This is a genomic window from Bacillus sp. GW823-FHT06A10, from assembly GCF_058795375.1.
On the sequence record NZ_JBXAHT010000001.1, the window covers coordinates 742,298 to 768,638 of the forward strand.

The window sequence follows — 26,341 nt, forward strand, 5'->3', positions numbered from 1 at the left end:
AAAGTGAAAGTTCTGTCATTTGTAAGTGAAGGAGGGAAGGAATTTGAAGTGGAGTGTAAAAGATGTGGAACAGTTTGAACAAGCAAGAGAGTATGTTGATACAGGAGTAATACCGCTTTTATCAATTTCGGCAGCACAAGAAATGAAAATGGTTGTAGAACAAGGTGAATTTATTGAATTGTTGAGCACGGAATTGGAAAGAGAGTATAAAGGAAGAGTGCTTTTACTACCTGCGTTTACGTATTTGGTAGAAAGTCAAAAGAATGAAAAAGGTCGTTTGCAAGAATGGACAAATCATTTACGCAGCGAAGGTTTTAAGCATATTGCTTATGTTACAAGTGATTTTTCATGGAAAGAGGATATGCAAGAGTTACAGGGAGATTTATTTTGGTTTCCTTCATTAGCATTAGAACAATTTAGTGATCAAGCAAAAAGAGAAGTTATTCATGCGCATATAAAAAATATAATGGTGATGTTGGAAGAGAAGTGGGGAAACTCGTAATAAACAGAAAGTTCTTATTATTATGAGTAGTATGATATTGACCTGTGCATGAGCGTATTATATCATGATAGTGTCCTAGTTTTTATTTTTTATATAATTTATCACGAGGGGACAATTTCTGATAGAGGGGGGAAATTTTCGTGAGCGAGAAAGAACATCGCGTGTCAAGAAGACAATTTTTAAATTACACACTCACAGGGGTAGGAGGCTTTATGGCTGCCGGTATTTTAATGCCGATGACGCGATTTGCGCTTGATCCGGTGTTAAGAAAAGAAGCCGGAACAGATATGGTTGCTGTTGCGCAAGTAAAGGATATTACAACAGAGCCGAAGCGTTTCGATTTTAAAGTGAAACAGGTTGATGGTTGGTACAAGTCTGAAGAACCAAAATCGGCGTGGGTTCATAAAGATGAAAGCGGAGACATTGTTGCGTTCTCTCCAGTATGTAAACATTTAGGATGTACAGTTAACTGGAATTCGGACAAAGCACATCCGAATCAATTCTTTTGTCCATGTCACGGGGGTCGTTATACAAAAGATGGGATGAACATTAAAGGTACGCCACCCCTTGCTCCGCTGGATGTGTACGAGTCTAAAGTGAAAGATGGAACGCTGTATCTAGGAAAAGCGAAGCCAAGAGGGGGTGCAAAGTAGATGTTAAATAAAATTTATGATTGGGTAGATGAAAGATTAGATATTACACCGATATGGCGTGATATCGCTGATCATGAAGTACCTGAACATGTAAACCCGGCACATCACTTTTCTGCATTCGTCTATTGCTTTGGAGGACTTACCTTTTTCGTTACTGTAATTCAAATTTTATCTGGAATGTTTTTGACGATGTATTATGTGCCTGATATTAAAAATGCTTGGGAATCAGTTTACTATTTACAAAATGAAGTTGCTTATGGGCAAATTGTTCGTGGTATGCACCACTGGGGTGCTAGTCTCGTAATTGTAATGATGTTTTTACATACACTCAGAGTTTTCTTCCAAGGTGCGTATAAAAAGCCCCGTGAGTTAAACTGGATTGTTGGTGTTCTTATTTTCTTTGTTATGTTAGGTCTTGGTTTTACCGGATATTTATTACCGTGGGATATGAAAGCTTTATTTGCTACAAAAGTAGGGATTCAAATTGCAGAGCAAACACCGCTCATTGGTCCTTATATTAAAACATTACTCGCTGGTCATTCCGAAATTGTTGGCGCTCAAACATTAACTCGCTTCTTTGCTATTCACGTCTTCTTCTTACCAGCAGCACTTCTAGGTTTAATGGCCTTCCACTTCATCATGATTCGCAAACAAGGTATTTCCGGTCCACTATAAGAGATTGCTAAATTAAAGGGGAAAGAACTAAAGGAGGGAGATTATGCATCGCGGCAAAGGGATGAAGTTTGTAGGAGATTCTCGGGTACCGGTAGCTCGGAAACCAAATATTCCAAAAGACTATTCTGAATACCCAGGGAAAACAGAAGCATTTTGGCCGAACTTCTTGTTAAAAGAATGGATGGTTGGTGCAGTTTTTTTAATCGGTTATTTATGTTTAACAGTGGCGCATCCGTCGCCGCTTGAGAGAATGGCGGATCCAACAGATGCTGGATATATACCACTTCCAGATTGGTATTTCTTATTCTTGTATCAGTTATTAAAGTATTCTTATGCTTCCGGTTCATTTACTGTAATTGGAGCGTTTATTATGCCAGGGATTGCGTTTGGTGCATTACTGTTAGCTCCATTTCTTGATCGAGGTCCAGAAAGACGTCCATTGAAGCGTCCTGTAGCAACTGGATTTATGCTTTTAGCAATTGCATCGATTATCTTTTTAACTTGGGAATCTGTAGCACACCACGACTGGGAAGCTGCAAAGAAACAAGGAGCAATTGTAAAAACCGCGCCAGTTGATAAAAATGATGATGGCTATAAATTAATGCAAAAAAATACTTGTTTAACATGTCATGGTGACAACTTACAGGGCGGGGCGGCAGCACCAGCACTGCAAAACTTAACTTTAAAGCCAGAAGAAATTGCTAAAATTGCGAAAGATGGAAAAGGTTCCATGCCTAAAGGTGTATTTAAAGGTACAGATGAGGAACTGAAGAAGCTTTCGGAATTCGTTGCAAAGTATAATAAAAAATAATAAAAAGCTGACTACAAAATTTGTAGTCAGCTTTTCTATTTAGTTGGATGAAGTTTGTTATAATAGAGTAGGATTTAGTGAATGAATTACTTTGCTTGAAAGGTGTTGGACATACAGATTGGTGTACTTGTATGCAATGTTAAGACAACGCTCGGTATTATTATTTTTATTGGTTGTTAACATATTAGGTACAATTTACGGGTTTATATGGTACGGAAATCAACTGAAAGAAACGTCACCTATATTTTGGCCGTTTGTACCAGATAGTCCTATGGCGAGTCTCTTTTTTGTCTTTGTTTTAATTGCTTTTTTGACAAAGAGAAACTGGGGATTAATAGAAGCGCTAGCGATTGTTACTTTAATAAAATATGGTATTTGGGCTGTTGTTGTAAATGCGATTATGATTTACGTAAAAGGTCCTATTGGTCTTATGGGCTACATGTTAATGCTTTCGCACTTTGCGATGGCAGTGCAAGGTGTTTTATATGCTCCATTTTACCGTATAAAAAAATGGCATTTTATAGTAGCGGGTGTATGGACGTTGCATAACGATGCAATTGATTATTTATTTTGGCAAATGCCACGATATGGAATTATGCATTTGTTTGTAGAGGAAATTGGTTATTTTACGTTTTGGTTAAGCGTTGTTGTACTATGTATTACATATTATTGTTGCTTACGTGAGCACAGGAAACAATTTTCTTTATGATGGTTAGAACATTTAGGGGGAGAACATGGAGAAAAATAAGAGTGGTACAAAAATATTGGATCGATTGATTACTTTAGTTGTTTCATATAGCATAGCATTTTCTATTTTTGCACTCGCAACAACGGCAGTTGTGTATGGAAAATGGCTGTATTATTTTGAAATTGATTTTTTAAATATTCCTGATTTAGCGGATATGACGAAGGATGAAATTAAAAGAAATTACGATGTGCTTATTACATATTTATCCCCGTTTTATGACGGAGCATTACATTTGCCAACATTAGATATGTCTACAAATGGCCGTATTCATTTTGTAGATGTTAAAAATATTTTAGTAAAGATTCAATATGTGATGTATGCGACAATTATGATTGCAGTGATAGGGGGAATTTATTTATTAAAAAAGAAAAATGAAAAGTTTTTACTGCACGGATCAATTTTAACAATCATTTTTCCGATAGCGCTTATGTTACCAATCGCTATTAATTTTGAAAAGAGCTTTGTATTATTCCATAAGCTTTTATTCAGTAATGATTATTGGATGTTTGATATTGAAACGGATCCAGTTATATTAATGCTACCAGAGGAGTTCTTTATGCATGCTGCGTGTGCTATTTTATTATTCATTTTAGGTGGTAGTATACTTTGTTATAGCTTATATAGATATTTCGTAAAAAAGAAAAGGATGTCAAAGAAAAAATTCTCTGCTTAAAGAGAATTTTTTCTTTGTAAAACGATAATATATTTTTCGGTTCAGTTCTGTTCTATTCTTGTCCCAATTAACATATTTTGTACTAGTAGTTATAGGGGGGACCGGGATGAAGAGAACATTAATTGGATTGATAGCATTTCTAATTATAATGTTTCCGTTACGTATATATGCTGAAGAGTGGAATGAGCTAACAGGGTTGTTAGACGACTCGTTACAGTTAGTGAAGCGTAATGAAGATGAAAAAGCGGTACAAGTATTACAACTTTTCTCAGAGCAATTTTTAATGAAGGGGAATGAAAAGAAGCATGAAGTAACACCAGATCAAGTTAGAGTTATTTCTTTAGCTTACGACAAGGCGCAGCAATCGCTCTCTGAAGAAGGTTTAGGTAAGCAAGCTAAAATGGATAATGTGTTGGCATTACAACTTGCTGTTGATGCACAAGTATCGAAATATCAACCACTTTGGATGGAAAGAGAAAGGAAAGTAATGGATGCCTTTTCTCAAATGGAAAAAGCGATGGAAAAAGAAGATGCTGGGCAGTTTCAACAAACATTAAATACATTTTTAAATGAATTCAATATTATTTATCCAAGTTTAATGATTGCTTTGCCAGAAAACGAGGTACAGCGTGTAAATGTTCATTTATCTTATTTGGATGAATTTCGTAACGTTATGTTAAAAACGAAAGGTGGCCAAATGCAATTAGGGATTATTAAAGGGGATTTGCAAAAGATATTTCACACAGTAAAAAAGGATGAAATTGCACCTTCTCTCATTTGGTTTATGACAATTACTGGGGGACTTATTTTATTCACATTAACTTATGTTGGATGGAGAAAGTATAAAGGAGAGAGAGAAAAAAGAAAAAGTAATGTGCATTCTAAAAATAGATAATGTAATAAGTAAAGATATGGATTGTAAGGTTTATTCATTGACAATAGTGGCAGAAGAAAATAGAATGAGAAGTACTATAATTAAAACTTCAATGGAGGTTCATGATGTTTTATTTAATTTACTTCGCGATCATAATGATCATACCGTTGTATGCACAGTCAAGAGTACGAAGTGCCTATAGCAAGTATTCACAAGTTTATTCAACATCAGGTATGACAGGAGCGGAAGTGGCTCGAAAAATTTTAGATGAAAATGGATTATACAATGTAGCTGTGGAAGAAACACCAGGTCATTTATCAGACCATTATGATCCAACGGCCAAGACGGTTCGATTATCAACAGATAACTATTATGGACATTCAGTTGCTGGTACAGCAGTGGCAGCACATGAAGTAGGACACGCAATTCAAGATGCGCAAGATTATAACTTTATGCGTATTCGTCATTCGTTAGTTCCTGTGGCGAATTTTGGATCGAATATATCATGGGTATTTATTATGATTGGTATATTTGCGACAATGTCGAAACTATTGTTATTAGGAATTATTTTAATGGCTGCAGGTGTTGTGTTCCAACTTGTTACATTACCAGTTGAGTTCGATGCTTCAAAGCGTGCAATGCAACAAATTGAAGCGTTAGGTATCGTATCAACAGATGAATATGGCCAAGCTCGTAAAGTATTAAATGCAGCAGCATTAACATATGTAGCAGCTGCAGCTGTAGCGGTATTTGAATTATTACGTCTCGTATTAATGTATACTGGTATGCAGCGTAGCGACGACTAAAGACTATCAATTTTGATAGTCTTTTTTCGTTGTGTGGATTGAATTATATAATGTATTACAAATAGAAATAATAGAAGTAATGCGGAAAGGCGGTGGGGGAAATGAAATATCCAGACCATTTAGTAAAACAAGTGAAAGAGCGTAGTGCTCCTTATCAACTAGAAGGTTTTTTAAGTGGACAAGGTCCTGAAAATCCCAAATTTATGTTGTTAGGAGAAGCGCCTGGTGAAACAGAAATTCATAATGGGATTCCGTTTAGCGGGAGGTCGGGAAAACAATTAATGGGTTTTTTAGAGCGTATTCACGTTACGAGGGAAGAAGTATATATTACGAGCGCTGTTCGGAGTAGACCTTATAAATGGCGAGAGAAAAAAGAACGAAATGGTGAAAGCATACAAAAAAAGTATAATAGAACGCCAAATCAAGGAGAAATAGTTGCCCATGCGCCTTTGTTAGATTATGAATTAGAGAAAATAAATCCGAGGCTTATCGTCACACTTGGAAATATTGGTCTTCAACGTTTAACAGGAAAAAATAAAAAAATCACAGATGTACACGGGCAATTATTAAAACAGCCCATTCAAAAATTAAAGGATATGCAAAGTGCAGAGTTTACATGGTCAGAGAATGAATATCATGTTTTTCCAACTTTTCATCCAGCTTCCATTTTTTATAATCGGAGTTTATTGGAGCTTATTTATGAGGATTTGGAGAAGCTTAAAAGACTTGTAATAAAAAACTAGAAAAGCTAAGGCGCTTTTCTAGTTACATTTAATTATGTAAAGGGTTTTTATTTTCATCTAACGTAAATCCTTCACCAACTACATCATGTACATCACTTACAGCGACAAATGCATGAGGATCTACTGAAGTAATAATATTCTTTAATTTCACGATTTCATTTTTAGCAACAACGCAATACAGTACGTTACGTTCCACTTTTGTATACGATCCAACAGCCTTTAAAAAGGTTGCTCCGCGCTCCATTTCAGATAAAATTTTGGCAGCAATTTCATCGTTTTTCTCTGAGATAATAGTCGCTCCTTTGGCGGCATAGGCTCCTTCTTGCATAAAATCAATGACTTTAGCCCCGATAAAAACAGCAACTAACGTATACATACCCTCGCGGTATGATAAATAGGTAAGAATAGAGACGACGATAACGACAGCATCGAACATAAACATCGTTTTACCCATACTCCAGCCAACATATTTGTGAGCTAGTCGTGCGATAATATCTACACCGCCAGTAGTCCCGCCATATTTAAATATTATCCCAAGACCGATACCGATAAATGCCCCGGCGAATAAAGCTGCGAGTGTCATATCATTTTGCAAGTTTAAATGTAAGTTGAGCACTTCGTAACGCTGGAAAATCCATAGAAATAAAGATACGCTAAATGTGCCGATTAATGTATATAAAAATGTCGTTCTGCCAAGTAACCTCCAACCAATAAAAAATATAGGGATATTTAAAATTAAGTTTGAGTAGGAAGGATCAAACTTAAATAAAAAATACAATAATAGTGTAATACCAGTAAACCCACCTTCTGCAAGGTGGTTTTCAATATTGATATTGACAATACCGAAAGAAAATATAGCGGAACCGATTAAAATAAAAATAATATTTCGCATCTTCAATTTTGATGTCATATAGAAATCCCCCTAATTATGTAATGATTACATTGCTCCGCTGAAACGGTAAAACATAATAATAAGTAATTTCTAGTTGCTAGTGAAAATAGTAAGAACTCGATTAGTATGGGCTAATCTTTTGCAAAAAGCGCAAAAGAAAGTTTCACTTTACCCCGTTCCAACGGCTGGTAGGAGATAAAGCTCTGAAGAAAGGCGAACCAGCCGTAGGAACCCGATTGGTTCAACTAATCTTTTGCAAAAAGCGCAAAAGAAAGTTTCACTTTATTATAGTCTATCCAAAAAAGGGTCGCAAATAGGTGTTTGGCGGGGAATAATATTTGTCAAATCGCGATGAATTGGCTAACATGAAAGAGGAAGGATTAGAGGTGAATAGTATGGAAGCAAAAACGATGAAAGATATGCAGAAAGAAGTAGATGCATATATTGGTCAGTTTAAAGAAGGTTATTTCAGTCCGCTTGCAATGATGGCTCGTTTAACGGAAGAAATGGGAGAGCTTGCGAGAGAGGTAAATCATTATTATGGTGAGAAACCGAAGAAAACAACTGAAAAAGAAAGAAGTATTGAAGAAGAGCTTGGAGATGTATTATTTGTTATGATTTGTATGGCAAATAGTTTAAATATTGATTTAGAGACAGCACATAACATTGTAATGAATAAATTTAATACACGTGATAAAGATCGCTGGACACGTATTGATGAGGGAGAGAAAGAATAATGAAAGAAATTAAAGTAATTATCGCCGGACCAAGAGGACGTATGGGACATGAAGCAGTCCTTCTTATGGAAAGAACGGAACATTTTAATTTAGTAGCAGCAGTGGATTATAAGCATGGTGGTGAGAAGATTTCTGATTTACCTGGCATGCCAGCATTACATGCACCGATTTACGCTGATTTACATACTTGTTTAGATGAAGTAGAAGCAGATGTGTTGTTAGATTTAACAACACCAGAAGTTGGGAAACAACACGTTACACTTGCAGTTGAGCGTGGACTTCGTTCTGTTATTGGTACAACTGGATTTACAGAAGAAGAATTGGCACGTTTAACAGAGAATGCAAAAGAAAAAGCAGTAGGAACAATTATTGCTCCAAACTTTGCAATTGGTGCAGTTCTTATGATGAAATTCTCACAAATGGCAGCGAAATATTTCCAAGATGTTGAGGTAATTGAATTACATCATGATCAAAAATTAGACGCACCATCTGGTACAGCTGTAAAAACGGTAGAATTAATTCGTCAAAATCGTGAATCAAAGCAGCAAGGTCATCCAAATGAAGTAGAGCAACTAGCAGGTGCACGTGGTGCAAATGTAGACGGTATTCACATTCATAGTGTACGTTTGCCAGGGCTTATTGCACACCAAGAAGTAATGTTTGGTGGAGATGGACAAATGTTAACAGTTCGTCATGATTCATTCAATCGTGCATCATTTATGTCAGGTGTAAAACTATCAATTGAGACAGTAATGAACCTTGATCATCTTGTGTACGGTTTAGAAAATATTATCGACTAAAGGGGAGACAACGGATGAAAATTGCCTTAATCGCACATGACAAAAAGAAAAATGATATGGTTTCGTTTGCATACGCATATAAACCAATTTTTGAGCAACATGAATTATTTGCAACAGGAACGACAGGGCTTCGTATTATGGAAGCGACTGGATTAGTTGTAACAAGATATCAATCTGGCCCTCTTGGTGGAGATCAAGAAATTGGTGCAATGATTGCAAAAAACGATTTAGATATGGTGATTTTCTTCCGCGATCCATTAACAGCACAGCCGCATGAACCGGATGTGAATGCATTGCTTCGTTTATGTGATGTATATGCGATTCCACTTGCAACGAATATGGCAAGTGCTGAAATGTTGATGCACGCATTAGAGCGAGGAGATTTAGATTATCGTAAGTTAAGAAAATGAGGGGAACAATTATGAGTGGATTACATATATTAGCGTTTGGTGCTCATGCCGATGATGTTGAAATCGGCATGGCTGGTACCATCGCTAAATATACAAAGCAAGGGTATGAAGTAGGTATTTGTGATTTAACAGAAGCTGATCTTTCTTCCAATGGAACGATAGAGTTGAGAAAAGAAGAAGCAGAGGTCGCAGCTCGTATAATGGGAGTAAAAACGAGGCTGAATTTAGCGATGCCAGACCGTGGTTTGTATATGAAAGAAGAGTATATACGTGAAATTGTCAAGGTGATCCGTACATATAAACCAAAACTAGTTTTTGCGCCATACTATGAAGATCGTCATCCAGATCATGCAAATTGTGCAAAGCTTGTGGAAGAGGCTATTTTTTCAGCAGGAATCCGTAAATATATGCCGGAACTTTCACCACATCGTGTGGAGTCTTTTTATAATTATATGATTAATGGTTTTCATAAACCGAATTTTTGTATAGATATAAGTGAGTACCTCTCTATAAAGGTGGAAGCATTAGAAGCATATGAAAGTCAATTTTCAACAGGAAGTGATGGTGTTAAGACACCGTTAACAGAAGGATACGTTGAAACTGTGATTGCTCGTGAGAAGATGTTTGGAAAAGAAGTTGGAGTCTTGTATGCCGAGGGATTTATGAGTAAGAAACCGGTTTTATTACATGCTGATTTATTAGGGGGATGTAAATGAAATTAAAAATAGGTATTACATGTTATCCTTCTGTAGGTGGTTCTGGAGTTGTTGGAACAGAATTAGGAAAGCAATTGGCGGAACGCGGGCATGAAATTCACTTTATTACATCGGGTTTACCATTCCGGTTAAATAAAGTATATCCAAACATATATTTTCATGAAGTGACGGTAAGCCAGTACTCTGTATTTCAATATCCACCATACGATTTAGCGTTAGCAAGTAAAATGGCAGAGGTTGCACAAAGAGAAAACTTAGACATTTTACATGTGCATTACGCAATACCACATGCAATTTGTGCATATTTAGCAAAACAAATGATCGGAGAGCGTATTAAAATTGTTACAACCTTGCATGGAACAGATATTACTGTGTTAGGTTCCGACCCTTCGTTAAATAATTTAATTCGTTTTGGTATTGAGCAATCGGATGTTGTTACTGCTGTCTCGCATTCATTAATTAACGAAACGCATGAGCTTGTAAAACCAAGTAAAGAAATTCAAACGGTATATAACTTTATAGACGAACGTGTATATTTCAAACGTAATATGTCTCAATTAAAGAAAGAATACGGTATAAGTGAGAGTGAAAAAGTACTTATTCATATTTCGAATTTCCGTAAAGTGAAACGTGTGCAGGATGTTGTTGAGGCATTTGCTAAAATTGTTAAAGAAGTAGATGCGAAGTTGCTTCTTGTTGGAGACGGACCAGAATTCTGTACGATTTTACAGATAGTGAAGAATTTACATATTGAAGATCGTGTTTTATTCCTAGGGAAGCAAGATAATGTTGCAGAACTACTTGCGATGAGTGATTTAATGTTGCTTCTATCAGAGAAGGAAAGTTTTGGTCTTGTTTTATTAGAAGCAATGGCGTGTGGTGTACCTTGTATCGGAACACGGGTTGGAGGTATTCCAGAGGTTATTCAACACGGGGAAACAGGATATTTATGTGAAGTTGGCGATACAACAGGAGTGGCAAATCAAGCTACTCAGCTATTAAAGGACGAGGAACTTCACCGTAATATGGGAGAACGAGCAAGAGAAAGTGTTTATGAGCAATTTCGCTCAGAAAAAATTGTTTCACAATATGAAACGATTTACTATGACGTACTAAGGGATGACAAAAATGGAAAGATTTAAAAAAGCTAGTTCTATTATTGAGACATTAAAACAACAAGGACATGAGGCTTACTTTGTTGGTGGGAGCGTACGCGATCTTATTATCGATAGGCCGATTGGAGATATTGATATTGCGACATCTGCTTTACCAGAAGAAGTGATGGCTATATTCCCAAGAAATGTTCCTGTTGGTCTTGAGCATGGAACTGTAATTGTTTTAGAAAATGGTGAGCCTTATGAGGTAACTACTTTTCGAACAGAAAGCGAATATGAAGATTTTCGAAGACCTAGTAGTGTTCAATTTGTTCGTTCATTAGAAGAGGATTTAAAACGTCGTGATTTCACGATGAATGCAATTGCTATGACAGAAGAAGGCGAAATGGTTGATTTATTTGCTGGACAGGAAGCCATTCAACAGAGAGAAATTGTGACAGTTGGAAATGCTGCGGATCGTTTTCAAGAAGATGCCCTGCGAATGATGCGTGGTATTCGGTTTGTAAGCGCGTTAGGTTTTTCATTAGAAACGAAAACGAAGCAAGCGATTGAAACGTATGGACATTTGCTAGAACATATAGCAATTGAGCGCATTACAGTAGAGTTTGAGAAATTGTTAACTGGTACATATTGTGTGAAAGGTCTCAAAGAATTAGTAGAGACGAAGCTATTTTCTCATTTGCCATATTTACAAATGTCAGAAGAGAGACTGTTAAAAGCTACGCAGTATAAATGGGATTCTTTCGAAACGGATATTGAGGCGTGGGCATTTTTCTTATATTGTATCGGAGAAGAACATCCATCTGTCTTTTTACGTCAATGGAAGTTTTCGAATAAAAAAATAAAAGATATTGTTGCAGTTTTATTGGCAATCCGTACTAGAAAGGAGAAGGATTGGGATACAGTCCTTCTTTATAAAACGGGAATTTATATCGCTGAAATGGCAGAGAGAGTATATGAAGCGATGATTGAAAGCTATGATCCTACATCTGTTAAACGAGTACAATCAATGTTTCATGCATTGCCAATCCAGGGTCGTCAAGAAATGAATGTGACTGGTAATGATTTATTAAACTGGGCAAACAAAAAGCCTGGTCCGTGGGTTGCTGACATGCTTCAGAAAATCGAGGAAGCAATTGTAAAAGGAAACGTAGTTAATGAGAAAGAGCGTATAAGGGAGTGGCTGCAAGGATGCAATCTACTATAAGAAAGCAGTTATTACAAGTTTTTTCTGAAGCGGATGGCGAGTTTGTATCCGGCCAAACGATTAGTGATAAACTTGGTTGTTCAAGAACTGCTGTGTGGAAACATATGGAAGATCTCCGGAGTGAGGGATATGAACTTGAAGCTGTGCGCCGATTAGGTTACCGAATTGCAAGTAAGCCAGACAAAGTGACTGCTAATGAAATTCAGTTAGGGCTACAAACGAAGCGAATTGGTAGAACAGTGTATTTTGAAGAAACTGTTGAATCAACGCAGCACATTGCAGCAAAACTTGCTTATGAAGGTGCAGAAGAAGGAACTATCGTTGTAGCAGAAGAACAAACAGCGGGAAGAGGTCGTTTAAGCAGAAAATGGCATTCACCAAAAGGAACAGGAATTTGGATGAGTATTATTTTACGCCCATCGATTCCAGTTCATCATGCACCGCAACTTACTTTGTTAGCGGCTGTTAGTGTTGCACAGGCAATTGAAAAATGTACAGGTGTAGACGTGGGAATAAAATGGCCAAATGACATTTTAATTCAAGGTAAAAAGGCTGTAGGTATATTAACAGAAATGCAAGCGGATCCTGATAAAATTAATGCTGTCATTATGGGCATCGGTATTAATGCGAATCAAAAGCAAGAACATTTTGATGAAGAAATTCAGCACATTGCTACTTCATTAGCGATTGAATCAGGTAAGCCGATTGTTCGTGCAGAACTTATGCAACAAATCTATTTACAACTAGAAAAATTATATGAAGAGTATTTACAAAATGGTTTCTCTGTCATTAAAATTCTTTGGGAAAGTTACGCTGTGAGCATCGGGAAAGAAATTACCGCTCGAACGATGAGAGAGACGATTACGGGGTTAGCAAAAGGAATCACAGAGGATGGTGTATTACTTCTGGAGGATCATGAGGGGAAAGTACATCATATTCATTCTGCAGATATCGAAATTAAGTAAAAGAAGTTCCTCTTTTGGAACTTCTTTTTATTTCAATATTTTTGAGTTAAATTTGTAACATGATAATAAATCCTTTTCATATTTAAAGTTCATTTCAAGATATCTTCCGTCTAGTTGGTCTGGCATGTTATTTGACGATTACTTTGCCTTCCATTCCTTTAAGGAGATGGTATCGACATATTAATTCATATGTACCAGTATTTTTAGGTTTCACGGTAATATTCTTTTCTTTTCCTGACTCAACTACGACGTCAATGCCGAGTTTTTTCACTGTAAAGGTGTGCTCGTTTTTACCTTTATTTTTCAATAGTAATGTTGTTGATCCTTCAAGCGGAATCGTGATGACATTTGGATTAAAGTAATCATCATTTAGTTCAACCTCAATCACGTTCGTTACATCGGTGGGTTGTGTTACGACATTAACTGAGGCAAATACATGAAAGGATCCTAAAGATATCCACCATACAATCATTACAAGCAAACTGCTGAATCGAAATAACCACCTGTTCATAGACATCTGCAATTCTCCTTTGTTAAGTACTTTTCCTCAATTAACCTGCATCATTAGTTTAAGAGTTATACTATACAGTTAAATTGATTACAGAAGAAATTAACTTGGAATTTTTTAACATGCGTTGAAAAAACATGTATCTTTTCAGGATTGAATTATCTATAAAAACTTTATCCCGCTATTTACTGGGCAATAAGACCTCCACCTCAAAATTCAGCGGAAGCAAAGAAGTTAGGTGGGGATCGGGCTGATTAAAGTTTCACTTTCTAGCATATATACTCTCTTATTAAATTTCATATACCGTAATCAGAATAAAAAATTATTTTTTCAAAAAAATGTAGTAATTCCCTTTTGTAGTTTGCTATAATTAGTTCGAATGTGGGCAGTATCAGAGCGAACTGCACCATGATTCGAAGTAATACGAAAAATAATAACTTGGATTCTGCCTTGATCCAATAACGGACTGGGACAGAGGGATGAATAATGCCGACTAACACACAACCCTTCTGCCCTTTTATGGCCAGAGGGGTTTTTTATATGATTGCGGCCATCTCCTCTCTCCTGCATAAAGGAGGAGTAGTTTTTGAAAACAAAAACAGATTTTTTGAAGATGAAAGAGCAAGGTGAGCCGATTACAATGCTAACGGCGTATGATTATCCATCTGCTAAATTAGCAGAAGAAGCTGAAGTTGATATGATTTTAGTTGGAGATTCTCTTGGAATGGTTGTACTCGGATACGATTCAACAGTACCTGTAACAGTAGAGGATATGATTCATCATACGAAAGCTGTACGCCGTGGAGCGAAAGAGACGTTTATTGTAACTGATATGCCATTTATGTCGTATCACGTATCATTACAAGAAACGATGGTGAATGCACGCCGCATCGTTCAAGAGAGCGGGGCGCATGCACTGAAGGTAGAAGGTGCTGGAGAAGTTATATCAACGATTCAATATTTGACGAACGCAGGAATTCCTGTTGTAGCGCATTTAGGTTTAACCCCTCAATCTGTAGGAGTGTTGGGTGGATATAAAGTGCAAGGAAAAGATGCGGAGAGTGCAAAGAAATTAATAGAAGATGCAAAGAAATGTGAAGAAGCTGGTGCAATAGCGCTTGTGTTAGAATGTGTACCAATGCAGTTAGCAGAACTTATTTCAGAGCAACTAACAATACCGACAATTGGGATTGGTGCAGGACAAAAAGTAGATGGGCAAGTGCTTGTTTATCATGATCTTATCTCATACGGCGTGAATCGTGTGCCGAAATTTGTGAAGCAATATACATCTGTTCAAGAGGAGATTGTGCGTGGGATTTCACAATATGTTACTGAAGTAAAGACAAGGCAATTTCCTGAAGAAAAACATTCGTTCACAATGAAAGAGGAAGAATGCTTAGCGTTATACGGAGGAAAACAATAATGAAAATCGTAACTACAGTGCAAGAGATGCAGCAAATTACAAACGAACTTCGTGCAAGTGGAAAGAGTATTGGTTTTGTTCCAACGATGGGTTATTTACATGAAGGGCATGCTACCTTATTACGTAAGGCAAGAGAAGAAAATGAAATTGTAGTTTTAAGTGTATTTGTAAACCCGCTGCAATTTGGCCCAAATGAAGATTTAGATCGATATCCTCGTGATATTGATAGAGATGAAAATGTAGCAAAAGAAAACGGTGTAGATTATTTATTTTATCCGAGTGTAGAAGAAATGTATCCAGCAGAACAAACAACAACAGTAGAAGTTGTGAAGCGCACGGACGTATTATGCGGTCAACAAAGACCTGGTCATTTTGCTGGTGTTGCAACTGTACTAATGAAACTATTTAATATTACGCTGCCAACGCGTGCTTATTTCGGTATGAAAGATGCTCAACAAGTTGCAGTAATTGACGGATTTGTAACTGATTTCAATATTCCGGTTACAATCGTACCAGTTGATATTGTGAGGGAAGAAGATGGATTAGCGAAAAGTTCTCGTAACGTGTACCTATCACAAGATGAACGTGAAGAGGCTCTTCATTTATACCGCAGCCTATGTATAGCGAAAGAAAGAATTGAGGTAGGTGAACGTAATCTGGAAATCATTACAAATCTTGTGAAAGAGTATATTGAGACGCATACGAAAGGCACTGTAGATTATGCGGATTTATATGCATATCCGTCATTAACAATGGTAGAGAAAGTCGAAGGACGAATCATTTTAGCTATTGCAGTTAAGTTTGAAAATGTAAGATTAATTGACAATATAACATTAACGGTTAAATAAGGGGGAGCACCTATGTTTCGCACAATGATGAGAGCAAAGTTACATCGTGCAACTGTAACGGAGGCAAATTTAAATTATGTAGGTAGTATTACAATTGATGAAGATTTAATGGATGCAGTAAATATTGTAGAAAACGAAAAAGTCCAAATTGTAAATAATAATAATGGTGCTCGTTTAGAGACATACGTTATTAAAGGGGAACGCGGTAGTGGTGTTGTTTGTTTAAACGGTGCTGCGGCAAGGCTTGTACAACCAGGGGACAAAGTAATTATTATTTGTTATGGGCTAGTTACGGAAGAAGAGGTTCATAAACAAGAACCAAAAATTGCAGTACTAGACGATAATAATCAAATTATTGAAATGTTAGGTGCTGAAAAAGCGGGTACGATATTATAAGTAGAAAGGCTATCTCCATTGCGGAGATAGCTTTTTTGTGCATCTTTTCATTAAGATGAGATAAAACGTGGTATAGTAACATTATATAAATTATTGTTGTTTGAAAGGTAAGAAATTGAGGTGTTACATATATGAGTAAGCGTTATGTCGTTGTTGATTTAGAGACGACAGGGAACTCCTGGAAAGATGGGAAGGATAAAATTACCCAAATTGCAGCTGTTGTAGTAGAAGATGGAGAGATATTGGAGATTTTTTCGTCTTTTGTTAACCCAAAGAGAGAGATCCCACCATTTATTACAGAATTAACAGGGATTGATGAAAGTCTTGTAAAACAAGCCCCGTTATTTCAAGATGTAGCCCCGATGATTGTTGAGCTATTACAAGGTGCGGCTTTCGTTGCGCATAATGTTCACTTTGATTGGAATTTTTTAAATGAAGAATTAAGACAGGCTGGATATACAGAAATACATTGTCCTAAAATCGACACGGTTGAATTGGCTCAAATTCTTTTGCCGACAGCTGATAGTTATAAATTACGTGATTTAGCTAAGAAGCATGAACTAGAACATGATCAACCACATCGTGCGGATAGTGATGCTCTTGCAACAGCGGAATTATTTTTACAATTTTTAAATGAAATTGAAAAGTTACCACTTGTCACGTTGCAATCGCTTTATGAATTAAGCGATGTGTTCCAAAGTGATATAGTTGATGTGCTTTCTGAAAATATTTTAAAGAAAGTAATGAATGGTAAAGAAGATATAGCGGAGTATGAAATACATCGAAATATTGCGCTGAAAAAGCGGAACTATTCCTTAAACCTTGGAGAAACGTGTTCATCAAAGTTTGATGCTTTCTTGAATAAAACGATGGATAAATTGGAATCACATATGCCAAAGTTTGAAAGAAGAGAAAGTCAACAACTGATGATGAAAGAGATATATACGGCGTTAAGAGACTCTCGTTTTTCACTAATTGAAGCCGGTACAGGAACAGGAAAGACTCTTGCATATTTGCTTCCCAGTCTTTATTTTGCAAAGAGAAAAGAAGAACCTGTCATTATAAGTACACAAACGGTACAACTCCAACAACAAATATTAGAAAAAGAAATACCGTTATTACAAAAAATAATGCCATTTTCATTTGAGGTAGCTCTTCTTAAAGGAAGAAAGCATTATCTTTGCTTACACAAATTTGAGTATGCTTTACAAGAGGAAGAAAAAAATTATGATATGGCACTTACGAAGGCGAAGATTTTAGTTTGGCTATTGCAAACTGAAACGGGTGATCAAGACGAATTAAATATTCCTGAGGGCGGAAAGTTACTTTGGAATCGTATTTGTAGTGATGCGTATAGTCCAGGCGGTATGCAAAGTAATTGGTTTAGTCGTTGTTTTTACCAGCGAGCGAAGAATAAAGCTTTATTTGCAGATATCGTTATCACAAATCATGCGTTATTATTTCAAGATTTTTCAAGTGAAGAACCGCTGTTTGCTTCATGCGAACATATTATTTTTGATGAAGCTCACCATATTGAAGAAGCTGCGAGTAGAACATTGGGTGAACAGTTCTCTTGTATGTATTTTCAATTGGTTATATCTCGTCTTGGGACGCTAGAAACAGAAGATGTACTCTCCAAAGTATATAAAATGATGAAAAAATCAGAGCAAGCATCTCGTTCAACTTTCCGTATGATAAGTTATAGTTTGAAGGAACTTAAGTTTGATGCGGATGAACTCTTCCAAATGTTACGTACTTTTATATTTAAACAAACAAAGCAAGAACAAGGAACGAATAATATGCCGCTCATCTATAGGTATAACGCAGAACTAGAAAAAGGTAAGTTGTGGGATAGTATCGTTGAATTAACAAATCGTTTTATATATGAATTAAGAAGGGTAGTAACTGCTCTTGAGAAGCAAGTGGATATATTGCAAAGTAAGTTAGAATGGGAGATGCATGTTGTAACAGGTGAATTTATGCATTTAATTGAGTTGCTGAGAAAGATGGCAGAATCATTACAGTTACTCGTATTAGAAAAGAATTCGTATGTAACTTGGATGGAGACTGAAACGAAAGGGACGATTCATTCAACAGTTCTATATGCACAGCCTGTTCATATTGGTGAAAGATTTGCTGATGAATTTTTAACAGAAAAAAAGAGTGTTATTTTTACATCCGCAACACTAACAGTTAACGATACGTTTGATTATATAAAAGAGGAACTTGGTTTACATGATTTCGCTCCAAATACTTTAAAGGTTCCGTCGCCATTTCGTTATGATGAACAAATGAAATTAATGGTTTCAACGGATGTACCTTTTATTAAGCAAGTAAGTAATGAGCGATATATTGAATCTGTATCGGAACATATTGCAAAGATAGCGAAAGCCACAAAGGGCAGAATGCTTGTTTTATTCACTTCGTATGAAATGTTAAAAGAAGCGTATGCGAATTTAAAAAATAATGATGAATTAGAGGGTTATTTATTACTCACACAAAGTGTGAATAATAGAAGTCGAAGCCGTTTAATTCGAAAGTTTCAAGAGTTCGACAAATCAATTTTATTAGGGACGAGCAGTTTCTGGGAAGGGATAGATATTCCAGGAGATGCCTTAAGTTGTCTTGTTATTGTCCGTCTACCATTTACGCCGCCTCATCAGCCGATGATGGAAGCGAAAGGTGAGTGGCTAAAAAATCAAGGTGAGGATGTATTCGCTAAATTAGCGCTGCCACAAGCAATATTACGTTTCAAACAAGGATTCGGTCGCTTAATTCGAACGAATACAGATACAGGAACGGTAGTAGTGTTAGATCGTCGTTTGACGAGTTCTTCCTATGGAAAACGATTTCTACAATCGATCCCTAACGTCCCTCTTTATGAAGGACCATTAGAAGAATTATTAGTACAATTAGAAGAACCATCAAATGAATAAAAATGGAAGAAAAATACGCCTGAAGTATTTATAAACTTCAGGCGTAAAAAATGTGGGTAGGAGGAATTTTATTTTTCTTACTTCTTGTATACAAAATGTGTTGGTTTTCGACTTGAAACCTTTTTTTGCTGTACATGTCCTGCTATAATAGATGGGTGATGAAGCAGGGGTTGTAAAGAATGTATTCTTATTGTAACCGCATTGCGTTCTTCTATAATTAGAAATTTTTGTGTAACGGAGGAGTTTTTTCATGGAGAAGAAAATCGAAGTACTATCAACGACGCGTATTAAATATTCGTCTGATTTGTATAAAATTGTTGATAGTTTGAATCGTACGTTAAAAGAGCAGGACCTCATGTTCGGACTAGCATTAGACGAAAAAGATAAAGAAACAGCTGTATTTACGATTTACAGAACGTAGTGATACAATGAAAAAGTGGATCTTTGCAATCATTATTGTTATCGTTGCTAGCGGAATATATGGGGCGTATGTTTATAATAAAGCAATGGGGAAGAAAATTCCAAAAGAGTCGAAATTTGTAGAAATTGCTAAAGAAAAAGCAAAGCTTACAAAGGTGAAATCTGTTGATTATTACAACGGAAAATCTGCATATATAGTCGTGCAAGGTACAGATGAAAAGGGAGAACAACTTATCGTTTGGGTGCCGGAGAAAAAAGGGGATACTGTAGTAAGGAAAAAGAGCGAAGGTATTTCTGAAAAAGAGGCTATACAAAGAACATTAGAACAAGTCGGCAATGAAAGTAAGGAATCAAAAAGTAAGCCGAAAGAGATTATGAAAGTGAAATTAGGCTTTGAAAATGATGTACCACTATGGGAAGTTACATATATTGATGATGACAATCGTTATAGTTATTACTATCTTGAATTTAAAGATGGAAAATTTTTAAGACGATATAGCATTGAAAAATAGATGTAGGGGGAACTACAAATGAAATTAGCAAAGCGAGTAGCTGCTTTAACACCGTCTTCAACTTTAGAAATTACAGCAAAGGCACAAGCATTAAAAGCAGAGGGTCATGATGTAATTGGATTAGGGGCAGGGGAACCTGACTTTAATACACCAGAGCATATTATGGATGCTGCACATAAAGCGATGTTAGAAGGGCATACGAAGTATACACCAACAGGTGGATTACAATCGTTAAAACAAGAAATTGTGAAGAAATTTACTCGCGATCAAGGTATTGCGTATGATCCATCTGAAATTATTGTATGTAATGGCGCAAAGCATGCATTATATACATTATTCCAAGTATTACTTGATGAGGGAGATGAAGTTATCATTCCAACTCCTTACTGGGTAAGCTATCCAGAGCAAGTAAAGCTTGCTGGCGGTAAGCCGGTTTATGTAGAAGGTTTAGAAGACAATGAGTACAAAATTACAGCAAAGCAGCTGCGTGAGGCAATTACAGAGAAAACGAAAGCAGTTATTATTAATTCACCGAGCAATCCAACAGGAATGATTTATAGCAAAGAAGAATTACAACAGCTTGGAGAAGTATGTTTAGAACATGATATTTTAATCGTTTCTGATGAAATTTATGAAAAATTAATTTATGGTGGCGTAGAATATACTTCAATTGCCCAGCTTTCTAATGCATTAAAAGAACAAACACTTATTATTAATGGTGTATCTAAATCTCATTCTATGACAGGATGGCGTATTGGATATGCAGCAGGAAATAAGCAGCTTATTAAAGCGATGACGAACTTAGCGAGTCATAGTACGTCAAACCCTACTTCAATCGCTCAATACGGCGCAATTGCGGCATATGCAGGCTCACAAGAACCTGTGGAAACAATGCGTCAAGCCTTTGAAGAGAGATTAAACATCATTTATGATAAATTAATTCAAATCCCTGGCTTTACTTGTATTAAACCGCAAGGTGCATTTTACTTATTCCCTAACGTAAAAGAAGCTGTAGCTTTATCAGGATATGCAACAGTTGATGATTGGGCAAAGGCTCTATTAGAAGAGGAAAAAGTGGCTCTTGTACCAGGTACAGGATTTGGTGCTCCAAATAATGTTCGTTTATCATATGCGACATCTCTTGAACAAGTAGAGAAAGCATTAGAACGCATCCATACATTTATGAAAAGTAAAGTGCAAGCTTAATTTTATATTTCATTCATGTAATATAAAAAACCTCCCTATTGATGGGGAGGTTTTTTTGACGAATTGTGGCAAAAAGAAATAGCTAAAGGTGTGTTATACTAGAGAGCGAGGTGTTTGGTGATGAAAAAGAAAATGATGTTACATTGGTTTGAGCAGGGAAGCATTGCAATTCCAAAATTGCTTATGATGCATTATAAAAAATTAGGTTTAAATGAGACGGAATTTATGGTTGTACTTCATGTACATACATTTTTAGAATCAGGTAATTCGTTTCCGACTCCTTCAGAGATTTCTGAACGGATGACGATAACGGAAATGAAATGTATGGAAGTAATTCAAGCGTTGATTCAAAAAGGTTTTTTATCACTAGAAGGTGGACAAAGATCAGAAGCGATGATGTGCGAAAGTTATTCTTTACAACCGTTATGGGAAAAAATATTACATTTCTTAATGGATGAATCAATAGAGGAAGAGCAAAAAGAGAAAAAACAGCTGCAAGTAAATTTATATACAGTATTTGAAAAAGAATTTGGAAGACCACTTTCGCCGTTCGAATGTGAAACGTTAGGAATGTGGGAGGACCAAGATCAACATCATCCAAATTTAATTCAAGCGGCTCTTAGAGAAGCTGTAATGAGTGGAAAACTAAATTTCCGATATATTGATCGTATTTTATTTGAGTGGAAAAAGAATGGAATTAAAACGGTAGATCAGGCTCAAAATCAAGGTCAAAAATTTAGAGCGAATCAACAAAGAGCACAACAAATGACAAAACAAGAGACGAAATTTACTGGAAAAGTGCCTTTTTATAATTGGTTGGAGCAGTGATATAGGAGGAGAAATATGCTTAACAAAACGCAAATCCGTTATTGTTTAGATACAATGGCGGATATGTATCCAGAAGCGCATTGTGAATTGGTTCATGATAATCCATTTGAACTTGTAATCGCGGTGGCGTTATCTGCACAATGTACAGATGTACTTGTAAATAAAGTGACAAGAAATTTATTTCAAAAATATAAAACACCAGAAGATTATTTAAGTGTTTCTCTAGAAGAATTACAACAAGATATACGCTCTATCGGATTGTATAGAAATAAAGCAAAAAACATTCAAAAATTATGCCGAATGTTATTAGATGACTATAATGGGGAAGTACCGAGCGATCGAGATGAACTTACGAAATTACCCGGTGTAGGAAGGAAAACAGCGAATGTTGTAGTTTCCGTAGCGTTTGGGATTCCTGCAATTGCTGTTGATACACATGTGGAGCGAGTGAGTAAACGATTAGCGATTTGTAGATGGAAAGATTCTGTGTTAGAAGTAGAAAAAACGTTAATGAGGAAAGTGCCGATGGATGAGTGGGGGGTTACGCATCATCGTATGATTTTCTTTGGACGTTATCATTGTAAAGCACAACGACCGCAATGTGAGGAGTGCAGACTGTTAGAAGTATGTCGTGAAGGAAAGAAGCGAATGAAGGTGAAATAAAGGATGGAGCGAGTTATAGAAATACCGAAAGAATTTCACTGCTTACCATTTTTTAAAGAAAGCGTAAATTCAATTGAGTATCATACAGACGAGTCTTTTGAAGAAATAATACAAAATACTTACTTTATATTTGATATTGAAAGACAGTATGAGCCATGGAAGGAAATTGAAAACAGTATTCCAGCGATGTTGAATGTATGGAAAAATAAGCATGAAGACATTGCTATACTGTTTCGAAATAGAAATAAGCAAGAGGCTGAGGGGCCAATGATTCTTTTTGCAGCTCACTTGTTATCGGTTGTCTATTGGCTAAATGAGCAACCTGTTCATAGTTTGAATGAAATGCAAATAAATACGAATAAATTAAAAGTGCAACCTGTTAATTTTATGGAAAGATATTTATTCATAATAAAGAAACCGAGTAATTATCATTCTTATATTCAATTAGCGCAGTTGTATATCGAAATAGAAAAGCTGTATGTAAAAAAAATGATAACAAAAAAGAAGTCCGCTTCTCGTTAAGAGAAACGGACTTCTTTTTTGTTTATTAGGACTCTGTTGTAATAACAGTACCGTCTGCGTGAGGTGTATCTCCTCCGGTATTTTGATGTTGCTGTTCTTGTTGTTTCTTAGCTTCTTCTTCAGCTTTTTTCTTGGCCTCTTCTTCAGCTTTCTTCTTAGCTTCTTCTTCAGCTTTTTTCTTAGCTTCTTCTTCAGCTTTTCTTCTAGCTTCCTCATCAGCTTTCTTTTGAGCTTCTTCTTGCTGTTTACGTTGTTGTTCTTGTTGCTGTTCTTGTTGTTTCTTAGCCTCTTCATCAGCTTTTTTCTTAGCTTCGTCTTGTTTTGCTTTATCTTCATTAGTCTTTTTCTGGGCTTCCTCATCAGCTTTTTTCTTAGCTTCTTCATCGGCCTTTTTCTTAGCCTCTTCTTCAGCTTTTTTCGCATCTGGAGTTCCGCCAGGCGCAGTGAAGGATGCACCAACTGCTGGGCTTGTACCAGTGCCTTTTTTCGCTACTACAGAGAAGCTGTAAGTAACACCTGGTTTAATACCACCAAGAGTAGCTGTCGTACCACTTATTGATAGGCTACCACTTGAACCGTCAGTTGCTTTATAGCTGGCTGCATATGCATCAACTTCTGCTGGTCCAGACCAGTTTAGTGTAACTGTGCTAGCGCCATCGAAAGTGACATTCAGACCACTAGGGGCATCTACTTTAATTTCTTTAATTGCATCTTTTTTCGCACCTTTTACGTATAACTCTCCGTTTATTTCTTGAACAGAAGAAGGACGTTCAAAGCGTGATTTATCTGTAGCGAATTTGCTCATCATTACTTGGAACATTTGCTGTGCAATTTTAGTATAACGATCACTAATGTAGTTTTCTGGACCGTTCTTTACGTAACCCGTCCATACAGCCATCGTATATTGTGGTGTATATCCAGCGAACCAGCTATCCCTGTTTGCATCAGCTGGAATGCCGTATTTCTTTAAATCTTTTGCATCAAAGTTTTGCGTTCCAGTTTTACCCGCTACGTCAACACCTGAAACATATGCTGTTGGTCCTGTACCACCAGAACCAGGTTTTACTACGTCACGAAGAACGTCAGTTACCATGTAAGCTGTATAGTCTTGCATAGCGCGTTGTTCTTTCGGTTTAAAGCTTTTCTTTTTCCCGTCCGGGAAGGTTACTTCTTTTACGAAGTGTGGTTTATTATAGTTACCACTATTACCAAAGGTTGCATATGCACCTGCTACTGCTAATGGAGAACTATCGTTACTACCAATTGCAGTAGATTCATGTACTCCATTTTCAAATGTCATGCCTAAACCTTCAGCAAACTCTTTTGATTTATTAAGTCCAACTGTTTGAGCTGTCTTTAAAGCCGGGATGTTTAATGACTTCTTCAATGCTTCACGAAGTGAAACGTCACCTTTAAAACTCCCTGTAGCATTTTTAATCTTTGTGCCATCAGAATAAGTATATTCAGAGTCATTTAATTGATGATAAGTAGACCACTGAAGATTCTCAATCGCTGGACCGTAGTCGAAAATTGGTTTCATTGTTGAACCAACTTGGCGTTTTAAATCAGTTGCCATATTATGACCTTTGAAAGTGGACTTATTTTCTTTACGTCCAGCACCAATTGCTCGAACTTCTCCAGATTGTGTATCCATAAATACGAATGATCCTTGGAATTGATCGTTTGGATACTTAATAAGATTGCCATCCATAATTTTTTCAGCATAATCTTGAGCATCTTGATCAAGTGTTGTATGAATCGTTAAACCATCTGAACCGATATTTACATCAGGATATTCTTTTTCAACTTCTTTTACAACTGCATCTAAAAATGCTTGATACTTCATCTCAGTTATTTCTGAAGACGGTTGAAGGCCCTCTGTTACTGGGATCTTAACTGCGTTATTCATTTCTTCTTTTGTTATATAACCATGTCGATTCATTAATGACAATACGACATTACGACGATTTGTTGCTCGTTCAACATTTTCCTTTTTTGTTGGATCATAAATGTTTGGACCTTGGGGTAAACCAGCGAGCATAGCAGCTTCATGTAATTGCAAGTCTTTCAAATCTTTACCATAATATTTTTGCGCTGCTGTCGCAATACCATATGAACGGTTACCTAAATTAATCTTATTTAAGTACATTTCTAAAATCTCATGTTTAGAGTATTGTTGCTCTAATTTATAAGATAAGTACCATTCTTGTACTTTTCTCTTAGCGGTTTTATCCATCGTTAGAAAATAGTTCTTAACGACTTGCTGTGTAATCGTACTACCACCTTGGGAACCGAAACCACCAGTGACATTTTCCATAACTGCTTTTGTAGTTCGTTTAAAGTCAATTCCATTATGATCATAGAAACGCGAATCCTCAGTTGCAAGGAATGCATTTTCAACTACTTTTGGAATTTGATCATAAGTAACATGCGTTCGTTTTTCAGCACCGTATTCATAGAAGAAATTTCCATTTTTATCAAGAAACTTTGTTGATAAAGGATTAACAAGTTTGGATTTATCTAATTTTGGAGCGTCCTTTACCATAACAAAGAAAGCGGAAACGCCGGCTACAAGACCAACGATACCAAGAAGTAGACAACCTATAAGGAATTTCTTGAAAAAGGAGCCTTTTTTCTTTGGTTTTTCTTCTTTATTTGTTTTTTTCTCTTGATTTTTTACATGATTTCGTTCTGTACGAGAACGATAATTATCTGACATTATACTTTCTCCTACCTTTCATTCTCTCCCCCA

The 26,341-nt window shown here is 36.4% G+C and carries 29 protein-coding genes; 26 read left to right on the forward strand and 3 right to left on the reverse strand.

Annotated elements, in window-relative coordinates:
* Nucleotides 1–43: 43 nt before the first annotated feature.
* The 9 genes from AC1Q8M_RS03915 to AC1Q8M_RS03955 all read left to right on the forward strand — a co-directional run bounded on the left by AC1Q8M_RS03915 (nt 44) and on the right by AC1Q8M_RS03955 (nt 6,485).
* On the forward strand, nt 44–502 hold the full coding sequence (locus tag AC1Q8M_RS03915; protein ID WP_000872170.1) for a YpiF family protein: 459 nt from the start codon (nt 44–46) through the stop codon (nt 500–502).
* A gap of 140 nt (nt 503–642) precedes the next feature.
* Nucleotides 643–1,155 (forward strand): menaquinol-cytochrome c reductase iron-sulfur subunit, encoded by a 513-nt coding sequence (gene qcrA, locus AC1Q8M_RS03920; protein ID WP_001290420.1) that lies wholly within the window; start codon nt 643–645, stop codon nt 1,153–1,155.
* Entirely contained in the window at nt 1,156–1,830 is a 675-nt protein-coding gene (gene qcrB / locus AC1Q8M_RS03925; protein ID WP_000932700.1) for a menaquinol-cytochrome c reductase cytochrome b subunit, read from the forward strand.
* A gap of 43 nt (nt 1,831–1,873) precedes the next feature.
* Entirely contained in the window at nt 1,874–2,641 is a 768-nt protein-coding gene (gene qcrC / locus AC1Q8M_RS03930; RefSeq protein WP_000554601.1) for a menaquinol-cytochrome c reductase cytochrome b/c subunit, read from the forward strand.
* Nucleotides 2,642–2,759: 118 nt separating this feature from the next.
* Nucleotides 2,760–3,350 (forward strand): lipoprotein heptaprenylglyceryl N-acetyltransferase LhaT, encoded by a 591-nt coding sequence (gene lhaT / locus AC1Q8M_RS03935; RefSeq protein WP_000262839.1) that lies wholly within the window; start codon nt 2,760–2,762, stop codon nt 3,348–3,350.
* A gap of 25 nt (nt 3,351–3,375) precedes the next feature.
* On the forward strand, nt 3,376–4,062 hold the full coding sequence (lit, locus tag AC1Q8M_RS03940) for a lipoprotein intramolecular transacylase Lit (protein ID WP_000414374.1): 687 nt from the start codon (nt 3,376–3,378) through the stop codon (nt 4,060–4,062).
* Between the two features lie 106 nt (nt 4,063–4,168).
* On the forward strand, nt 4,169–4,957 hold the full coding sequence (gene ypjB, locus AC1Q8M_RS03945; RefSeq protein WP_000831589.1) for a sporulation protein YpjB: 789 nt from the start codon (nt 4,169–4,171) through the stop codon (nt 4,955–4,957).
* A gap of 101 nt (nt 4,958–5,058) precedes the next feature.
* Nucleotides 5,059–5,742 carry a zinc metallopeptidase gene (locus AC1Q8M_RS03950; RefSeq protein WP_011109966.1) on the forward strand — a complete coding sequence of 228 codons (684 nt, stop codon included), beginning with the start codon at nt 5,059–5,061 and terminating at the stop codon, nt 5,740–5,742.
* A 101-nt stretch (nt 5,743–5,843) separates the two neighbouring features.
* Nucleotides 5,844–6,485 (forward strand): uracil-DNA glycosylase, encoded by a 642-nt coding sequence (locus tag AC1Q8M_RS03955; RefSeq protein ID WP_000876861.1) that lies wholly within the window; start codon nt 5,844–5,846, stop codon nt 6,483–6,485.
* A 28-nt stretch (nt 6,486–6,513) separates the two neighbouring features.
* On the opposite strand, the gene AC1Q8M_RS03960 is transcribed toward AC1Q8M_RS03955, so the two are convergent.
* Nucleotides 6,514–7,395: a YitT family protein gene (locus AC1Q8M_RS03960; protein WP_000202121.1), complete on the reverse strand. Its 882-nt coding sequence runs from the start codon at nt 7,393–7,395 to the stop codon at nt 6,514–6,516.
* 377 nt (nt 7,396–7,772) lie between these two features.
* Between AC1Q8M_RS03960 and AC1Q8M_RS03965 the strand changes: the two genes are divergently transcribed.
* From AC1Q8M_RS03965 to AC1Q8M_RS03995, 7 genes are read left to right on the forward strand one after another with little or no spacing between them, the layout of a single operon-like run.
* Nucleotides 7,773–8,114 carry a nucleotide pyrophosphohydrolase gene (locus AC1Q8M_RS03965; RefSeq protein ID WP_002108639.1) on the forward strand — a complete coding sequence of 114 codons (342 nt, stop codon included), beginning with the start codon at nt 7,773–7,775 and terminating at the stop codon, nt 8,112–8,114.
* Nucleotides 8,114–8,914, forward strand: a complete 801-nt coding sequence (dapB, locus tag AC1Q8M_RS03970) for a dihydrodipicolinate reductase (RefSeq protein ID WP_000658810.1) — start codon at nt 8,114–8,116, stop codon at nt 8,912–8,914. Before AC1Q8M_RS03965 ends, dapB begins: the two co-directional genes overlap by 1 nt.
* A gap of 14 nt (nt 8,915–8,928) precedes the next feature.
* Nucleotides 8,929–9,324, forward strand: a complete 396-nt coding sequence (gene mgsA / locus AC1Q8M_RS03975) for a methylglyoxal synthase (RefSeq protein ID WP_000684765.1) — start codon at nt 8,929–8,931, stop codon at nt 9,322–9,324.
* A gap of 11 nt (nt 9,325–9,335) precedes the next feature.
* Nucleotides 9,336–10,040, forward strand: coding sequence for a bacillithiol biosynthesis deacetylase BshB1 (gene bshB1, locus AC1Q8M_RS03980; protein WP_000015660.1), 705 nt, complete (start codon nt 9,336–9,338; stop codon nt 10,038–10,040).
* A complete protein-coding gene (gene bshA, locus AC1Q8M_RS03985; RefSeq protein WP_000768317.1) occupies nt 10,037–11,182 on the forward strand; it encodes an N-acetyl-alpha-D-glucosaminyl L-malate synthase BshA in 1,146 nt (381 codons plus the stop codon). Before bshB1 ends, bshA begins: the two co-directional genes overlap by 4 nt.
* Entirely contained in the window at nt 11,169–12,362 is a 1,194-nt protein-coding gene (locus tag AC1Q8M_RS03990) for a CCA tRNA nucleotidyltransferase (RefSeq protein WP_000439311.1), read from the forward strand. The genes bshA and AC1Q8M_RS03990 overlap by 14 nt, the downstream gene beginning before the upstream one ends.
* Entirely contained in the window at nt 12,347–13,327 is a 981-nt protein-coding gene (locus AC1Q8M_RS03995) for a biotin--[acetyl-CoA-carboxylase] ligase (protein ID WP_001192056.1), read from the forward strand. The genes AC1Q8M_RS03990 and AC1Q8M_RS03995 overlap by 16 nt, the downstream gene beginning before the upstream one ends.
* A 127-nt stretch (nt 13,328–13,454) precedes the next feature.
* Here the strand turns inward: AC1Q8M_RS03995 and AC1Q8M_RS04000 are convergent, their stop codons facing one another.
* Nucleotides 13,455–13,844 carry a cupredoxin domain-containing protein gene (locus AC1Q8M_RS04000; RefSeq protein ID WP_000062378.1) on the reverse strand — a complete coding sequence of 130 codons (390 nt, stop codon included), beginning with the start codon at nt 13,842–13,844 and terminating at the stop codon, nt 13,455–13,457.
* Nucleotides 13,845–14,421: 577 nt separating this feature from the next.
* On the opposite strand from AC1Q8M_RS04000, the gene panB reads away from it, so the two are divergent.
* The 10 genes from panB (at nt 14,422) to AC1Q8M_RS04050 (ending at nt 23,589) form a co-directional block, all read left to right on the forward strand.
* A complete protein-coding gene (gene panB, locus AC1Q8M_RS04005) occupies nt 14,422–15,258 on the forward strand; it encodes a 3-methyl-2-oxobutanoate hydroxymethyltransferase (protein ID WP_000851108.1) in 837 nt (278 codons plus the stop codon).
* Entirely contained in the window at nt 15,258–16,106 is an 849-nt protein-coding gene (panC, locus tag AC1Q8M_RS04010) for a pantoate--beta-alanine ligase (RefSeq protein WP_098400459.1), read from the forward strand. Before panB ends, panC begins: the two co-directional genes overlap by 1 nt.
* A 12-nt stretch (nt 16,107–16,118) precedes the next feature.
* Complete coding sequence (gene panD / locus AC1Q8M_RS04015) at nt 16,119–16,502, forward strand: aspartate 1-decarboxylase (RefSeq protein ID WP_000490186.1); 384 nt, start codon at nt 16,119–16,121, stop codon at nt 16,500–16,502.
* Between the two features lie 131 nt (nt 16,503–16,633).
* Nucleotides 16,634–19,438, forward strand: a complete 2,805-nt coding sequence (gene dinG / locus AC1Q8M_RS04020) for an ATP-dependent DNA helicase DinG (RefSeq protein ID WP_098855598.1) — start codon at nt 16,634–16,636, stop codon at nt 19,436–19,438.
* A 250-nt stretch (nt 19,439–19,688) separates the two neighbouring features.
* Nucleotides 19,689–19,859: a YpmA family protein gene (locus AC1Q8M_RS04025; protein ID WP_000412179.1), complete on the forward strand. Its 171-nt coding sequence runs from the start codon at nt 19,689–19,691 to the stop codon at nt 19,857–19,859.
* 7 nt (nt 19,860–19,866) lie between these two features.
* A complete protein-coding gene (locus tag AC1Q8M_RS04030) occupies nt 19,867–20,370 on the forward strand; it encodes a cell wall elongation regulator TseB-like domain-containing protein (protein ID WP_000758740.1) in 504 nt (167 codons plus the stop codon).
* Between the two features lie 18 nt (nt 20,371–20,388).
* A complete protein-coding gene (aspB, locus tag AC1Q8M_RS04035) occupies nt 20,389–21,576 on the forward strand; it encodes an aspartate transaminase AspB (protein WP_000761571.1) in 1,188 nt (395 codons plus the stop codon).
* Nucleotides 21,577–21,696: 120 nt separating this feature from the next.
* On the forward strand, nt 21,697–22,404 hold the full coding sequence (gene dnaD / locus AC1Q8M_RS04040) for a DNA replication protein DnaD (protein WP_000728532.1): 708 nt from the start codon (nt 21,697–21,699) through the stop codon (nt 22,402–22,404).
* 15 nt (nt 22,405–22,419) lie between these two features.
* Nucleotides 22,420–23,067: an endonuclease III gene (nth, locus tag AC1Q8M_RS04045; RefSeq protein ID WP_098855597.1), complete on the forward strand. Its 648-nt coding sequence runs from the start codon at nt 22,420–22,422 to the stop codon at nt 23,065–23,067.
* Between the two features lie 3 nt (nt 23,068–23,070).
* Entirely contained in the window at nt 23,071–23,589 is a 519-nt protein-coding gene (locus tag AC1Q8M_RS04050; protein ID WP_000442659.1) for a YpoC family protein, read from the forward strand.
* Between the two features lie 25 nt (nt 23,590–23,614).
* Here AC1Q8M_RS04050 and AC1Q8M_RS04055 read toward each other — a convergent pair whose 3' ends face one another.
* A complete protein-coding gene (locus tag AC1Q8M_RS04055) occupies nt 23,615–26,308 on the reverse strand; it encodes a PBP1A family penicillin-binding protein (RefSeq protein ID WP_001283105.1) in 2,694 nt (897 codons plus the stop codon).
* Nucleotides 26,309–26,341 lie beyond the last annotated feature (33 nt).

What these genes read in the sequence shown, in the direction of transcription:
- qcrB (WP_000932700.1), top strand. Translation starts at nt 1,156, where the DNA reads ATGTTAAATAAAATTTATGATTGGGTAGATGAAAGATTAGATATTACA.
- qcrC (WP_000554601.1), top strand. Translation starts at nt 1,874, where the DNA reads ATGCATCGCGGCAAAGGGATGAAGTTTGTAGGAGATTCTCGGGTACCG.
- lit (WP_000414374.1), top strand. Translation starts at nt 3,376, where the DNA reads ATGGAGAAAAATAAGAGTGGTACAAAAATATTGGATCGATTGATTACT.
- ypjB (WP_000831589.1), top strand. Translation starts at nt 4,169, where the DNA reads ATGAAGAGAACATTAATTGGATTGATAGCATTTCTAATTATAATGTTT.
- AC1Q8M_RS03950 (WP_011109966.1), top strand. Translation starts at nt 5,059, where the DNA reads ATGATGTTTTATTTAATTTACTTCGCGATCATAATGATCATACCGTTG.
- AC1Q8M_RS03955 (WP_000876861.1), top strand. Translation starts at nt 5,844, where the DNA reads ATGAAATATCCAGACCATTTAGTAAAACAAGTGAAAGAGCGTAGTGCT.
- AC1Q8M_RS03960 (WP_000202121.1), bottom strand. Translation starts at nt 7,395, where the DNA reads ATGACATCAAAATTGAAGATGCGAAATATTATTTTTATTTTAATCGGT.
- AC1Q8M_RS03965 (WP_002108639.1), top strand. Translation starts at nt 7,773, where the DNA reads ATGGAAGCAAAAACGATGAAAGATATGCAGAAAGAAGTAGATGCATAT.
- dapB (WP_000658810.1), top strand. Translation starts at nt 8,114, where the DNA reads ATGAAAGAAATTAAAGTAATTATCGCCGGACCAAGAGGACGTATGGGA.
- mgsA (WP_000684765.1), top strand. Translation starts at nt 8,929, where the DNA reads ATGAAAATTGCCTTAATCGCACATGACAAAAAGAAAAATGATATGGTT.
- bshB1 (WP_000015660.1), top strand. Translation starts at nt 9,336, where the DNA reads ATGAGTGGATTACATATATTAGCGTTTGGTGCTCATGCCGATGATGTT.
- bshA (WP_000768317.1), top strand. Translation starts at nt 10,037, where the DNA reads ATGAAATTAAAAATAGGTATTACATGTTATCCTTCTGTAGGTGGTTCT.
- AC1Q8M_RS03990 (WP_000439311.1), top strand. Translation starts at nt 11,169, where the DNA reads ATGGAAAGATTTAAAAAAGCTAGTTCTATTATTGAGACATTAAAACAA.
- AC1Q8M_RS03995 (WP_001192056.1), top strand. Translation starts at nt 12,347, where the DNA reads ATGCAATCTACTATAAGAAAGCAGTTATTACAAGTTTTTTCTGAAGCG.
- AC1Q8M_RS04000 (WP_000062378.1), bottom strand. Translation starts at nt 13,844, where the DNA reads ATGTCTATGAACAGGTGGTTATTTCGATTCAGCAGTTTGCTTGTAATG.
- panC (WP_098400459.1), top strand. Translation starts at nt 15,258, where the DNA reads ATGAAAATCGTAACTACAGTGCAAGAGATGCAGCAAATTACAAACGAA.
- panD (WP_000490186.1), top strand. Translation starts at nt 16,119, where the DNA reads ATGTTTCGCACAATGATGAGAGCAAAGTTACATCGTGCAACTGTAACG.
- dinG (WP_098855598.1), top strand. Translation starts at nt 16,634, where the DNA reads ATGAGTAAGCGTTATGTCGTTGTTGATTTAGAGACGACAGGGAACTCC.
- AC1Q8M_RS04025 (WP_000412179.1), top strand. Translation starts at nt 19,689, where the DNA reads ATGGAGAAGAAAATCGAAGTACTATCAACGACGCGTATTAAATATTCG.
- AC1Q8M_RS04030 (WP_000758740.1), top strand. Translation starts at nt 19,867, where the DNA reads ATGAAAAAGTGGATCTTTGCAATCATTATTGTTATCGTTGCTAGCGGA.
- aspB (WP_000761571.1), top strand. Translation starts at nt 20,389, where the DNA reads ATGAAATTAGCAAAGCGAGTAGCTGCTTTAACACCGTCTTCAACTTTA.
- dnaD (WP_000728532.1), top strand. Translation starts at nt 21,697, where the DNA reads ATGAAAAAGAAAATGATGTTACATTGGTTTGAGCAGGGAAGCATTGCA.
- nth (WP_098855597.1), top strand. Translation starts at nt 22,420, where the DNA reads ATGCTTAACAAAACGCAAATCCGTTATTGTTTAGATACAATGGCGGAT.
- AC1Q8M_RS04050 (WP_000442659.1), top strand. Translation starts at nt 23,071, where the DNA reads ATGGAGCGAGTTATAGAAATACCGAAAGAATTTCACTGCTTACCATTT.
- AC1Q8M_RS04055 (WP_001283105.1), bottom strand. Translation starts at nt 26,308, where the DNA reads ATGTCAGATAATTATCGTTCTCGTACAGAACGAAATCATGTAAAAAAT.